The organism is Fodinicurvata sp. EGI_FJ10296 (assembly GCF_040712075.1).
In the GTDB taxonomy this organism is placed as follows: domain Bacteria; phylum Pseudomonadota; class Alphaproteobacteria; order DSM-16000; family Inquilinaceae; genus JBFCVL01.
Map to the genome: position 1 here is coordinate 162922 of NZ_JBFCVL010000007.1, position 13024 is coordinate 175945.

15 protein-coding genes are annotated in these 13024 nt (G+C 65.0%); 5 read left to right on the plus strand and 10 right to left on the minus strand.

The genetic code is table 11. The annotated features are described in order from the left end of the window. The first annotated feature begins 8 nt into the window (after positions 1 to 8). Positions 9 to 962, plus strand: a complete 954-nt coding sequence (locus tag ABZ728_RS16630) for a pseudouridine-5'-phosphate glycosidase (protein WP_366657357.1) — start codon at positions 9 to 11, stop codon at positions 960 to 962. A gap of 24 nt (positions 963 to 986) precedes the next feature. On the opposite strand, the gene ABZ728_RS16635 is transcribed toward ABZ728_RS16630, so the two are convergent. From ABZ728_RS16635 to ABZ728_RS16650, 4 genes are all read right to left on the minus strand, one after another. After that, positions 987 to 1373, minus strand: a complete 387-nt coding sequence (locus ABZ728_RS16635; protein WP_366657358.1) for a VOC family protein — start codon at positions 1371 to 1373, stop codon at positions 987 to 989. A 106-nt stretch (positions 1374 to 1479) separates the two neighbouring features. After that, the gene (locus ABZ728_RS16640) at positions 1480 to 2217 is read right to left on the minus strand and encodes a 2-phosphosulfolactate phosphatase (protein WP_366657359.1); all 738 of its coding nucleotides are present in this window, start codon (positions 2215 to 2217) and stop codon (positions 1480 to 1482) included. Between the two features lie 65 nt (positions 2218 to 2282). Continuing rightward, positions 2283 to 3050 carry a 5'-methylthioadenosine/adenosylhomocysteine nucleosidase gene (locus ABZ728_RS16645; protein ID WP_366657360.1) on the minus strand — a complete coding sequence of 256 codons (768 nt, stop codon included), beginning with the start codon at positions 3048 to 3050 and terminating at the stop codon, positions 2283 to 2285. Between the two features lie 143 nt (positions 3051 to 3193). Then, positions 3194 to 3814 (minus strand): peptidoglycan-binding domain-containing protein, encoded by a 621-nt coding sequence (locus ABZ728_RS16650; protein WP_366657361.1) that lies wholly within the window; start codon positions 3812 to 3814, stop codon positions 3194 to 3196. A gap of 251 nt (positions 3815 to 4065) precedes the next feature. Here ABZ728_RS16650 and ABZ728_RS16655 point away from each other — a divergent pair, with 251 nt between their 5' ends. Further along, the gene (locus tag ABZ728_RS16655; RefSeq protein WP_366657490.1) at positions 4066 to 6513 is read left to right on the plus strand and encodes a ligase-associated DNA damage response DEXH box helicase; all 2448 of its coding nucleotides are present in this window, start codon (positions 4066 to 4068) and stop codon (positions 6511 to 6513) included. 22 nt (positions 6514 to 6535) lie between these two features. On the opposite strand, the gene ABZ728_RS16660 is transcribed toward ABZ728_RS16655, so the two are convergent. Continuing rightward, a complete protein-coding gene (locus tag ABZ728_RS16660; protein ID WP_366657362.1) occupies positions 6536 to 6835 on the minus strand; it encodes a hypothetical protein in 300 nt (99 codons plus the stop codon). A 159-nt stretch (positions 6836 to 6994) separates the two neighbouring features. Between ABZ728_RS16660 and ABZ728_RS16665 the strand changes: the two genes are divergently transcribed. Then, the gene (locus ABZ728_RS16665; protein WP_366657363.1) at positions 6995 to 7942 is read left to right on the plus strand and encodes a DMT family transporter; all 948 of its coding nucleotides are present in this window, start codon (positions 6995 to 6997) and stop codon (positions 7940 to 7942) included. Between the two features lie 119 nt (positions 7943 to 8061). Beyond that, positions 8062 to 8694, plus strand: a complete 633-nt coding sequence (locus tag ABZ728_RS16670; protein ID WP_366657364.1) for a 2OG-Fe(II) oxygenase — start codon at positions 8062 to 8064, stop codon at positions 8692 to 8694. 43 nt (positions 8695 to 8737) lie between these two features. On the opposite strand, the gene ABZ728_RS16675 is transcribed toward ABZ728_RS16670, so the two are convergent. From ABZ728_RS16675 to ABZ728_RS16685, 3 genes are all read right to left on the minus strand, one after another. After that, positions 8738 to 9439, minus strand: a complete 702-nt coding sequence (locus ABZ728_RS16675) for a DUF1045 domain-containing protein (RefSeq protein ID WP_366657365.1) — start codon at positions 9437 to 9439, stop codon at positions 8738 to 8740. A 70-nt stretch (positions 9440 to 9509) separates the two neighbouring features. Next, positions 9510 to 9773, minus strand: coding sequence for a hypothetical protein (locus ABZ728_RS16680; RefSeq protein WP_366657366.1), 264 nt, complete (start codon positions 9771 to 9773; stop codon positions 9510 to 9512). A gap of 183 nt (positions 9774 to 9956) precedes the next feature. Then, the gene (locus tag ABZ728_RS16685; RefSeq protein ID WP_366657367.1) at positions 9957 to 10205 is read right to left on the minus strand and encodes a hypothetical protein; all 249 of its coding nucleotides are present in this window, start codon (positions 10203 to 10205) and stop codon (positions 9957 to 9959) included. Positions 10206 to 10770: 565 nt separating this feature from the next. Between ABZ728_RS16685 and pcm the strand changes: the two genes are divergently transcribed. Next, positions 10771 to 11559, plus strand: a complete 789-nt coding sequence (gene pcm, locus ABZ728_RS16690) for a protein-L-isoaspartate O-methyltransferase (RefSeq protein WP_366657368.1) — start codon at positions 10771 to 10773, stop codon at positions 11557 to 11559. 4 nt (positions 11560 to 11563) lie between these two features. On the opposite strand, the gene ABZ728_RS16695 is transcribed toward pcm, so the two are convergent. Continuing rightward, positions 11564 to 12181: an isochorismatase family cysteine hydrolase gene (locus ABZ728_RS16695; RefSeq protein ID WP_366657369.1), complete on the minus strand. Its 618-nt coding sequence runs from the start codon at positions 12179 to 12181 to the stop codon at positions 11564 to 11566. Position 12182: 1 nt separating this feature from the next. Next, positions 12183 to 13016 (minus strand): N-formylglutamate amidohydrolase, encoded by an 834-nt coding sequence (locus ABZ728_RS16700; protein ID WP_366657370.1) that lies wholly within the window; start codon positions 13014 to 13016, stop codon positions 12183 to 12185. Between the last annotated feature and the right edge of the window lie 8 nt (positions 13017 to 13024).

Consider the following 13024-nt stretch of genomic DNA (forward strand, 5'->3'; position numbering starts at 1 on the left):
GACCTCCTATGCAAACCCGATTCCGCAAGTCTGATACCCGTGCCGACCCCGCACTCGACCTTGTCGACATGACGCCGGAAGTTGCAGAGGCGATCGCCATTGGCGGCCCGGTCGTGGCGCTGGAAAGCACCATCATCGCCCACGGCATGCCCTATCCCGACAATCTCGCCACCGGCCGGATGCTGGAGCAAACCGTCCGCGACAGCGGCGGTGTGCCGGCCACAGTCGCGGTGCTCGACGGGCGCCTCAAGCTGGGCCTGACACCGGACATGCTCGAACGCATCGCCACGGATCCGGCTATCGCGAAAGCCAGCCGGCGCGATCTGCCGATCCTGATGGCGCGGGGCGGCAGCGGCGCAACGACCGTGGCGGCCACGATGATCGTTGCCGGGCTCGCCAGTGTGCGCGTCTTTGCCACCGGCGCCATTGGCGGCGTCCATCGCGGGGCAGAAGCCAGCTTCGACATATCCGCCGATCTTCAGGAACTGGCGTCCACGCCCGTGGCCGTCGTCTGTGCCGGCGCGAAATCGATCCTGGATCTGCCGAAGACGCTCGAATATCTGGAAACTCACGGCGTGCCGGTTCTGGGTTATGGCACAGACGTCTTCCCGGCATTCTATTGCACCGACAGCGGGCTTGGCTGCGACGCCCGATGCGACACGCCAGACGAGATCGCGGCAATTCTGGCCCATCAGGATCATCTGGGCTACCGGCAGGGCACCGTTATCGCGAACCCGATACCGGCGGCCGACGCCATCGACCCGGCGACCGTCGACGCCGCAATCAACAACGCCCTGGCCGAAGCCGAACTGAAGGGGATCAAGGGCAAGGAAACCACGCCCTTTTTGCTGTCCCGTGTCGTCGACGCCACCGGCGGTGCCAGCCTGAAGGCCAATATTGCTTTGGCCCGAAACAATGCCGCCCTCGCCGGACGCATTGCAACCGCCTATGCCGCCCCGTAGCCGGCCACCCCGCTCAATATCCAGTCAGCGATCCGACCAGACCGACAGCTCGTACCCATCCGGATCGGTGAACTGGAACCGCCGGCCACCGGGAAACGAAAAGATCGGCTTGACGATCGTCCCGCCCGCGGCTTCCACCTGCGCCTGCATACCTTCCAGATCGGCGCCGTAGAGGATGACCAGCGGCCCGCCCGGCATGACCCGGCCGTCGGTGGTAAACCCGCCTGTCAGCCGTCCATCAGAAAATTCGCAATAGGTCGGGCCGTAATCGGTGAATGTCCACCCGAATGCCGCTTGATAGAAGGCCTTCGACCGGTCGATGTCGCCGACGACGAACTCGATGTTGTCGATTCGCCGGTCGTTCTCCGTTCTGTCGTGATGTCCGGTATCAGCCACGGCGCCCTCTCTCATTCTACCTGGAATTCCTCAGCCTGCACGCTATCGTCCACCGCCCAAGAATAGAACATATATGGAACACAATGCCGCGGCAATCGGATTCCGCGGCCCAAACACGGGCCTACCACTCGGCAGCGCGAAAAACGCCGTCGATGAATACCGGCGTATAGGGGCTGACATTCAGCGCGGCCGCATCGGTCACGTCCTGGGTATAGCCCGAGCGGCAGAGCGAATATCCCGTCGCCGATCCGGCCAGCGATCGTGGAAGACTGTCCCAGGCCGCCCGAAACGCGGCCCGCGCTGCCAGGGCTTCCGGCGATTGCGAGCCTTCCAGCCGGTGCGCGATAGCGCCCGCGCCAAGCAGATCTTCGACAGCCGGCCGCAATCCGCCGCGTGGCCACCGCTCGCCCGCGCAGATGATCGATATCCGTCGCCCCATCCGGCGTGCCGTATCGGCGACCGCGCCGGCATTGCGAAGACAGCCGGCCAGCACCGTCGGCTGCACCTCCTCGCCCGTGGTCGAGGCCGCCCGGACGATCGCCGCGACGTCGGCGGCCGGCAGCGCCAGACGAACGCCGGGGGCCAGACCGACAAGGGATGACGGCAAGTCGCTGTATGTACCGGTATCGGCGGCCTCTTTCGGCCGGGCAAGGAAGGCGCGCTGGCCCTTGGCGAACACATCCGCGGTGTCGGCGCGGTACAGGAACGGAATCACCGCCGCGCCCTGAGAGACCGCCTGATCGATGGCCGTGGTGGCGAGCAGGACGTCGACAACGATGAAGACGTCCGTATAGGGCGCGAGCGCGGCAACGCCGTCGGCTCCCCAGTCGCACCGGATTTCAAGCGTCGATTTCGCCACTTCAGGGCCTTTTTCCCGTTACCGGCGGACCGGCGTTTGTGCGTCGCCCTTATTGGCCGCCCACATCATAGATGCCCGACGACCTGACGAACGATACCGGCCGCAACCGCCGCCGTCTCGTGCACAAAAGCACCGAAATCGACATGGCTGTCGGCACCGGCAAGATCGCTGAGTGCCCGGATCACAACAACCGGTACGCCAAACCGGTCGGCCGTCTGGGCCACCGCGGCCCCTTCCATTTCAACCGCAAGGCCGCCAAACCGGTTGAACAGCCGTTCCCGGGTCGCGCCGCAATTCATGAACGTGTCGCCGGTCAGCACAGTGCCGAAATGCACAGACGGCGTCCGGGGTTCCCCGCCCGCGGCTTCGGAACTGAGCGTCGGCAGATCAATGCCGTCCAGCACAGGGCGCAGACGGCCCAGCACGGCGGCGTCGATGTCGTAGCCGACCGTTTCGTCGAAGCCCGGAAGCGGCGGCACACCCGGCTGATAGGGCCGGATATCGCCGTCGATCAGGGCGCCGTAATCATGGGCGATCAACCGGGTGGCGATCACCACGTCACCGACGCCCAGAGCCGGATCGAGCCCACCGGCAACACCGGAAAAGACGAGCCCGTCGCAGCCGAACCGCGAGATCAGCAACGTGGCAACGATGGCCGCATTGACCTTGCCGATTCCGGTTTCGACCAGGACGCATCGGCGACCCTCCAGCACGCCGCGCCGGAAGACGAGGCCGGCGACGACCTCGCGCCCTTCTTCGGTGAATGCCGCGCCCAGATCCTCAATTTCTTCGGGAATGGCCGTCATGACGCCAAGGGTGGCGGTTTTCGTCATCGCCGCAGCCTTTTTCCAGCGGTCGTTCAAGGGAGAGGGCCGGCCGTCTTGTCGTGCCCGGCCCGCTGTCGTTGCCGTGTAGACCATCTTCCGTCCGGGTCCGCAACTCCGCCCTCACCCGGCTGAATTATTGGGCACGGCTATTACCCCTCGGCGCTGATCAGGGCCGAAATCAGATCCTGATTGACTTCACCCGTCACGGAAAGATCGTGTGCGCGTTGAAACGACCGGACGGCCGAGCGGGTTCTGGGACCCATCAGCCCGTCCGCAGGGCCAGCGTTGTAGCCAAGGCGGTTCAACAGGGTCTGAGCTTCGCGCACCTGATCGCGATAGCTGGGGGACGGCGAACTCGTGGCCGGCTGTGTGGTGGCCGGGGACGACCTGACGGTGCCCGAGCCATCGACATAGGAGCCGACGATACGGTCTCCGGTATCGGGGCCCAGACGGCCATTATAGACTTCCGTGCCGTCGACCCGCCCGATAATGTTCAGGTGTGTGGCAACGGGGCATACCTCGTCCATCGTCCTGCGAATCGTGCCGCCGATCTCGCGGAAGGCCCAATCGCCATCACGGAACGAAGATCGGTTTGGCGCGTTGATCGTCACCGGCACGTTGGGCGCGCACCAGGCACCGGATGGCACCGTCGCAACCAGGCTCTGTTGCCGGGCGATCTCTACCTGCGCCGCAGCTGTCACCGTTGTCGCAACAACGACAACAGCGGCGGCGGCCAGGCTCTGACCCGTACGAAGAATGGTCGATTTCATGATTTTGATCTCCTTGTTCGTGTATCGATACCTCACGCCGGACCTGTCGTATCCCGGTGTATTGGGACAAATCTTCGTCGGAAACATGGCGTCTTTGGCCGATCATGGCACAGATCGCCCCCGGAGAACGAGCCCCGGAGCACGACTCCTTGCATAACGATGAATTCAGACCGCCCCCGTCCGGTTCCGATTTCGGGACCGACGGCACTTCGGTTCCCCAGCGCAACGGCTCGGCCCTGCTGCCACCGGAGTTGCACGCCTGGTTCCGGCACCGGGGCTGGCACCCCCACCCGCACCAGTTGGCCATGGTCCAGGCGGCGGCCGACGGGGCGAATGCGCTGTTGATCGCACCGACCGGCGGCGGCAAGACGCTCGCCGGATTTCTGGCAACCCTCGCCGCGCTCAAGGACCGCCCGCGCGAAGGACTTCATACGCTTTATATCTCGCCGCTGAAGGCGCTGGCTCAGGACATCCGGCGCAACCTTGACGCCCCGCTCGCCGAAATGCGGCTGCCCATTCGTGCCGAGACCCGAACCGGCGATACGCCTGCGGCGGTGCGCGAGCGTCAGCGCCGCCACCCGCCGCAGATCCTGATGACGACGCCGGAAAGCCTGGCGCTGATGCTGTCTCTGGAAGACGCGCCACGCCTGTTCGGCGGTCTGCGCAGGATCATCATCGACGAATTGCATGCGCTGGCCGGGACCAAGCGCGGCGACCTGCTGGCACTCGGCCTGAGCCGGCTGGCGACGATCGCCCCCACCGCTCGCCGCGCCGGTCTGTCGGCCACCGTCGCGCACCCGGATGCCCTTGTCGCTTATCTTTCGATGGCGGGCCGCTCGGATGCCGGCGATGTCCGTACCGTCATCGGCCGTGCGGGTGCCGCGGCGACGGTGGAAATTTTGGCGACACGGGAACGGCTGCCCTGGGCCGGGCATATGGGCCTGCATGCCGTGCCCGAGATCTACGAGCGTATCCGCCAAGGCGGGACCACGCTGGTGTTCGTCAACACACGCGCCCAGGCAGAGCTGGTCTTTCAGGAATTGTGGCGGATCAACGACGACACTCTGCCGATCGCGCTGCACCACGGCAGTCTGGCGTTCGATCAGCGCCGTCGAGTCGAAGCCGCCATGGCCGCCGGAGACCTGCGCGCGGTCGTGGCGACCTCGTCGCTCGACCTGGGGATCGACTGGGCGTCGGTGGATCTGGTGGTGCAAATCGGCGCGCCCAAGGGCGTCAGCCGCCTGCTGCAGCGCATCGGCCGTGCCAATCACCGACTCGACGAGCCATCGCGCGCCCTGCTCGTTCCGGCAAACCGGTTCGAGGTTCTGGAATGCCGCGCCGCCATGGACAGCATCGCTGCCAACCAGCTCGACGGCGACCCGCCGCCACCTGGCGGTCTGGATGTTCTGGCCCAGCATATTCTGGGCACGGCCTGCAGCACGCCGTTCGATCCCGATACGCTGTATCACGAGATCCGGCGGGCGGCGCCTTATGCCGATCTGGCGCGCAAGGATTTCGACGACGCCGTTTCGTTCGTCGCGACCGGCGGCTATGCGCTTGCCGCCTATGACCGCTTCAAGCGCCTCACCCCGATGCCAGATGGCAGACTGGCGGCCAGCGACCAGTCCGCCCGGCGCGCCTATCGCATGAATGTCGGCACCATCGTCGAGGCCGTGACCCTCAAGGTCCGTCTGGGACGGGGGCGGGTACTGGGCGAGATCGAGGAATATTTCATCTCGACGCTGGAGCCCGGCGATACCTTCATGTTTGCCGGTGAACTGCTGCGCTTTGTCGGCGTCCGGGATACCTTTGCCGAGTGCGCGCGCGGCGGCAAGGGCGACCCGAAGGTGCCCGCCTATGCCGGCGGCCGATTGCCGCTATCCACCCATCTGGCGGATGCCGTGCGCGCGATCCTGCAATCGCCCGACACCTGGATCGATCTGCCCGAAGCGGTGCGGTGGTGGTTGCGCCTTCAGGCCGAAAAGTCGGAACTGCCGCGGCGGGACAACCTGCTCGTCGAGACGTTTCCGCGTGGCGGCAAGAGCTTTCTGGTCGCCTATTGCTTCGAGGGCCGCAACGCCCACCAGTCGCTGGGCATGCTGTTGACGCGCCGAATGGAACGTATGGGCTATGGCCCGCTCGGCTTCGTCGCCACCGATTACGTTCTGGCGGTCTGGTCTGTTCACGAGGTCGATGATATGCGCACGCTGTTCGACGAAGACATGCTGGGTGACGATCTCGAAGCCTGGATGGAGGAAAGCTCGCTGCTGCGGCGAACGTTTCGCAGTGTCGCGGTAATCGCCGGTCTGATCGAGCGGCGATATCCGGGCCAGCAGAAATCCGGCCGGCAGATCACGGTATCGTCGGACCTCATTTACGACGTCCTGCGCCAGCACGAACCCGACCACCTGCTGCTGAGGGCGACCCGCGCCGACGCCGCGCGCGGCCTCACCGACGTCTCGCGGATCGGGAGCCTGCTGAAGCGGGCTGCCGAGCGACTGGCGCATCGCCGGCTGCACCGGGTCTCGCCCCTGGCCATTCCCGTCCTGCTGGAAGTGGGGCGCGAGCAGGTTTACGGATCCGCCGCCGACATGCTGCTGGACGAAACGGCCGACCAGATGCTGGCGGAAGCCGCCGGATCAGGGACAACAGACGCTCCGTCCGGCCCTCCACCGCCCTTCCAGCAGAGCCTTTTCTAACGAGCCGCAGTTCAGGGCCCGTTCAGGAGCGGCCATCGTTCATCCATTTGCGCAGCGTGTTGGCCATCGCCTTGCGGCCATCGTCGTCGTTCATCAGCCCCTTGATCGACTCCGACGCATGCTTGCCCTTGACCGCCCCGGCCGCGCGATCGAGGATTTCGGGGTCGACATGCCCCTCGATTCGGGGGCCACCGTTGTTGCCGGATATCTGCGCCGCCTGTTGTTCTCGATTGGCCCCGGACTTGCCGTGTTCATTGTGTCCGTGGTCCGCCGCGCCCGTCCGTCGTTTCGCCGCCGGCTTCTTGCCGAACCATCCCAGCATTTTGTCCCCCCTCGGGTGAAAATACGGCGCCATCAATGCCAACGCACCTGGGTAGCCGTTGACCTCGCCGCGTCCTATAGTCCGACAGCAATGCTGAAACTCTCTTAACATTGGTGCTGCATTGTGCCAATCGTCGTACTGCAACCATGAGATGCATCGATGCAGCCTATCCGGCCCGCCACCAGTCTGGACACCCTGAAACTCCTGTGCCTCGGCGCTTTATGGGGATCGACGTTCCTGTGGATCGAGGTTGCCCTCAGGGGTATGCCGCCAATGACCATCGTTGCCGGGCGGACGGTCATCGGGGCGGCGCTGTTGCTCATCCTGTCGATCTCGGCGGGCTACCGGGTGCCGATGGATCGCCGCGCGCTGATGCGCATTGCGGTTGCCGGCGCCTTCGGCAGCGCCATTCCGTTTTCGCTGGTCGCCTGGGGCCAACAGCACATCCCCAGCAGCACGGCCGCCGTGCTCATGGGCGCCGGTCCGTTCATGGCGCTGTTCATCTCACATTTCTTCACACCTGACGACCGGTTCACAGTCCCCAAGCTGGCAGGCCTCTGCGTCGGTTTGGCGGGGCTGTTGGTGCTTGTCGGGCCCGAAGCGGTATCGGGCGCATCGCCGTCGCTGGCCGGCCAATTGGCGATCGTCGCGGCCACGTTCTCCTATGCCGTGGGGGGTGTGGTCATCCGGCGCATCGTCGGCGTCCCGGCACCTCTGGCGGCCGGACTGATGCTGGCCGCCACGGCGCTCTATATGCTGCCGATCGCGCTCGTCACCGACCGGCCATGGACCCTGTCGCCCGGCATCGGACCGGTTCTGGCGCTGGTGGCACTGGGGGTGGGGCCCACGGCGCTGGCGCATTTCCTGCGCGTGCAGCTGGTCCGGGACGTTGGGTCGACCTTCCTTTCCCAGGTCAACTATCTGATCCCGGTTTTCGGCATATTATGGGTGTGGGTCGTGCTGTCCGACGTGCCCTCGCTGCGGGCCTGGATCGCGTTGGCGTTCATCCTTTTCGGCATCACCATCGTTCGGGCCGGCGCTCGCCTGGCCCACTCGCGGGCCCAGTCGCGGGCCGAGTCGCGGGCCGAGGCGCGGCCGCGGGCCTGACGGCGCTGATTCCGGGCGATACCGGGGCAGGCGTCATTTCCCTTTCGCAGCGGCCGGACGTGCAGTACCGTCGGCAAAATGACGGCACCATGCCGGACGATGTCAGTGGACTTTGAGACATGATGATCAGGCTCGACCGACTGGACGAAACGCCCCTGGCGACCGACCCGTTCAACTATGTGGTTGTCAAGGATTTCCTGACGCCGGAGGGACTGGACGCGGCGCGCAAGGCCTATCCGGAAGTACCGGGGCCCGGCTCTCACCCGCCCGACGGTCTGGCCATCGACGGCGCCTTCCAGTCCCTGATCGACGAGTTGCAGGGCAGTGCCTTTCGAAGCGCCGTGGAACGCAAATTCGACATCGACCTGACGGATCGGCCGACGATGTATACCGTGCGCGGCTATTGCCGGTCGCGCGACGGCAAGATCCATACCGACTCGAAAACCAAGCTGATCACCGTCCTGCTTTACATGAACGACGACGGCTGGCCCAATGCGTCGGGTCGGCTGCGGCTGCTGCGCAACGGGACCGACCTTGAAGACTATGCAGACGAGGTCGAGCCCGCCGGCGGAACGCTGCTGATCTTCAAGCGCGCCGACAATTCATGGCATGGCCACCACTCATACGAAGGGCCGCGCCGGGCCGTTCAGCTGAACTGGGTCACCGACCAATCCGTCGTCGACCGCGAACAGGGCCGGCACGGATTCTCCTCCAGAATCAAGAAACTGTTCACTTTCGGCGCCCGTGTCTGAGAGAACGGGGCCTGCTGAGGCGCCAGCAACGGTGCCTCGCCTTTTACCGGCGGCCAAGCGGATAGCGGGCCGTCATGGTGAACGGGGTCTCGCGATCCGGCTGCTCGTAAATGGCGATCGCATCGATCCACGCCGGCTCCCATAGAACCGGGGCGGCCAGGTCTTCGAGCGTATCGCGGATCAGGGAATGCTCCGGCTCCTGAAGCCGTGAGGTCAGGGTCATGTGGAACGTGAATTCATCGAAGACGCCGGGGTACCCCCAACGGTCGAGATAGTCGCGCTGACGCTCGGTCAGCGGCGACCGCAGCCGCCGCTCTTGATCCTCTGGCGATAGCGGCGCCCGGAACGGCTCGAACATCTCGACACAATCGTCGCACAGGGCCCGCATTTCCGCGCAAGGTCGACTGAAGACCAGAGCCAGAAACCCGTCCAGCGACTCCAGGACGAGCGGTGGCGACATGAAAGCGGCGCTGTCGGCGGCAAAAGCCAAAACTTCCCCGTGCAACTGTTCCGCCGTCCGGCCGGGCGCCAGCGAAAACGGCGCCTTCAGGGTGCCGTGAAAGCCGTAGAACCGCGGACTGCGCGTCAACGCCGCCATCCGGTCCTCGGTAATGCCGGGGACAGTCGGCTGAGGCCGGGTCCGGCCGGTCACGACATCTCGGCCAAGCCAGACCCGCCCCAGATCGAACAGGGCCGTCTCGGCCGCCGGACCGAAATATATCGCGTATCGGGCATCGCTTGACATGAGTGCCGCCGTTGATCGGTAAGAGGAACGGCGGCGATCATTGCGCGAGTGAGGAGCGCCAGGCAAGGGGTCAGATTAGTGGTGATTGACCCGATTGATCGGTCAACGCCAACTCCGCCCGCCAGGCCAGAAGTGCAAACCACGCCGCGAATGCGAGGATCGCGACGCCGGTCGCACCATAGAGGACGACCGCAAATGCCGCCGGCAAATCCAACAGTCCGATGAAAGCCCAATCCGCGCTGAACAGGCAGACGCCGACGACGGACACGACGTAGAGCGTCGCGCACAGGGCCGTGAAAGACGCGAGCAGATGCCCGGAATATGAAGACTGCATTGTCGTTGGAACCGGCGGACCGCCCGCGTCGGGACCATCCCGCGCACGTGCCGCAGATCAATAAGATGCTGCCGCGCGCTGCCAATCCGACATGCTATTTTTACGGCACGGACGCGAGGGTCATGCGGAAATTGCGGGACGGTCCGCCGCGAGACCCCGGCACGGTTCGCCAGCGGCGGCCCGTCACAGATCGTCTTGAGCGGAAAGTTGTTCCTGCAGAATCTGACACACCTGCGCTACTCGGCCAGTATTCGGACGGATGCCCGACTCGCCCATGACGTCGTCGGCATTCATCCATGTATGGGCCGCGGCGACATCCGATACCGACGCACCGGTCGCCACGATCCTGGCGATAACGAAGTCCTCTTGCGGACCGATGATATCGACGATATCCGCGGCGCGTGCAGGACGATCGGATTGGGTGTCTACCATCGCTGGTCTCCGGCTGCTCGTTCGGGTCCGCGGGATCAGATCCCGTCGTGCTTCCACAGATAAGAGCGCACAGGCTGACCGTCCAGAGAAAACCTGCCCCCGGTTCTGCTAACCGGTTCTGTCGCCCGACCGGCAGGGGCCCGGCAATTCCATGGACGCCTGTCCACGATCTGTGGCAAAGTCTTGCGGTATCCTGAGGTATTTGAATTAATCTTTCGCGTATTGCGGCGTTGCGGCCCCCTGTGGACAGTGACAGATTTCCAGCCGACCTGCCGGAAACGCTTGAGCCGGCAGATGCGAAGCGATAACGACATGCGGCACAGGCCCTACTTCCATAGCGGGCTCGACGCTGAAACAACGGAGGATGGAGATGTCTGGCGCAAAACAATCGGCTTATCTGGCGGTGGCGATCATCCTGACCTATCTGTTCATGCAGGGACTCTTTCAGCTGATTGCCCTTTAGCGCAGTCCCGCAGGCAACGATGGAACAGTTTGCGCCGGTAACCATTTGACCGGCAGTGCAGCGGTCTAAAATGCGCCGAAGCAGCCGGCGCGGGAGGTCTGAATGTCGATGTTCCAGCCCCTCTGCAGTGCCTCCCGCAAGGCGACGACGCGCGCCCTGATCGCTGCCGCGGCCCTGCTTGTTACCGCGTCCGCGTCGGCAGAGAACGGCCCCCTCCTGTCTGAAGACGATTACGCGCTGTTGCGATCCGAGATGGTGGAAAGCATGCGCTATCAGACGCTGGCGCTTGCCCCCGACCTCGGCGGCATTCGTCTGTCCGATAGCGTACTGGAAGCATTTCAGGTCGTGCCGAGGCACGAATTCGTGCCCGAGGACATCCGCATATATTCCTACTTCGACGCGCCGCTTCCAGTGGCCGAGGGCGCGACGGTGTCGCAGCCGTTCATTACGGCCTATATGCTCGAACTGCTCGATGTCGGCCCTGACGATGACGTTCTTCAGGCCGCCGTCGGCGGCGGTTATGAAACCGCGATCCTCTTGCAACTCGCGCGCTCGGTATCGGGGATGGAATTCCATGCGCCCGTCGCCGAGACGGCGGCCGAAACGCTGGCGGCGCTGGGGTATTCAGCCGACATCCGTCAGGGCGACATATACTATGGCTGGCCGGAAAACCGCCGCTTCGACGCCATACTGGTCCGCATGGCCATGCCCTATGTGCCCAGCCCGCTGATCGATCAACTCAAGCCCGGAGGGCGCCTGGTCGCCCCGATCGGTCCCGAGGAAGGCCCCCAGGACATGATGCTGATCACCAAGGAAGAGGATGGCAGGATCCGGCGCCAGCGCGGTCTTGCCGTCCGGTTTCAGCCCCTACCGGGCGGCACGCGGCTATAGCGCGTCAACGCCCCAGTTCGTCAACGATTTCGGCCGTGTTGGCAACCCTGCAATAGCCCTTGAAGGCGGCGAGCGCATTGTCGTGGCGTTCCCTTGAATCCGTTGTGCAGGCATCGGCGGCGCAGATCATCCGAAAGCCGCGGTCGGCGCCGTCGCGTATTGTGTGGTCAACGCACTGATCGGTCAGGAAGCCGGCGACGACGACCGTGTCCAGGCCCATGTTGCGCAGCAGGTACTCGAAAACCGTCGAGTTGAACAGGCTGGAGGATGACTTCGCGAGCACCATCTCGTCGGCCGCAGGCGCCACCTCGTCGCACGCTTCGGCCTCCACACTGCCGGGGGCAAAGTGGAAGCCGGTCTGCTTGTAGTCGATGCTCCGGTCCCGGCCGTCCCGGGTCAGACTCTGGATCACCGTATGGACGACCTCCGCCCGCGCCGCCCGCGCCGCCGACAACAGTCGAGCCATGTTGGGCACGGCGCGTTCCGCCGCCGAGCGGTGAAACCAGGGGCGATCCTCTGCCGCTGCGGGAAAGAAGATCCCCTTCTGCACATCGATCAACAGAAGCGCCGTGCCTTCGGGGTCGATCGGCGCCGTGCGGGCGGGAATGGTTCGTCGGGCCATGTCACGCGCTCCCGTTCCGGCCGTTCTCGTCGCGATCGAAGGTTTCGGCTGCAGCCGTCAGCACGCGTGCGAGCCGATCGGCCCAGCGGGTCTGACCGCCGGGATCCCCGATGAGATCCTGGCGAATCTCCAACTCGGCATAGGGCAGTCCGCGCTTCTCGCCATGTTCCGGGATCGAATAGTCGTTCGTCATATCGACGGTATAGGGCTCGTTCTCACCCAGCACGAAATCGCCCTCCCGGGCCAGGGCCCGCAGGACATGGTGCGAAAACACCCCATGTTCGGCCCAGCACAGGCCGACATGCCACGGGCGATCGGCAGGACGAGCCTTCAGCGAAGGCGTGAAGCTGTGAACGGCCACCAGCAAGGTCGGGATGCCGGCAGCGGCACGGGCATCGAGACGGCGCCGGATGGTATCGTGATAAGGGGTCAGGATGGCATCGACCCGTGCCGCCCGGGCAGCGGCGTCGAGATTCTCGTTGCCCGGCACCGGCGTACCGTCGGCCACGACGGGCATCGATGCACTGGCGTCGGTCCGCCGGTTGCAGTCGATCACGAGACGCGAATAGCGCTGAAAGACAAGCGGCGCGTCGAGCCTTGCCGCGAGGCCCTCTGCCACCGGCAGGGCGCCGATATCGATGCCGATATGGCGGCTGAGTTCGGACGCCGGCAAGCCCAGATCATTCAGCGCCGTCGGCACGGCGTTGCCGGCATGATCGCAGATCAGAAAGATGCGCGAGCGGGAGTCGGCGTTCATTTCGCCGACCGGCTGCGGATCGCCGGGGCCCAGCAGGCCGGGGCCGGCGCCCCCGGCGATCTCGGATTGAAAAGACATTCTACAGG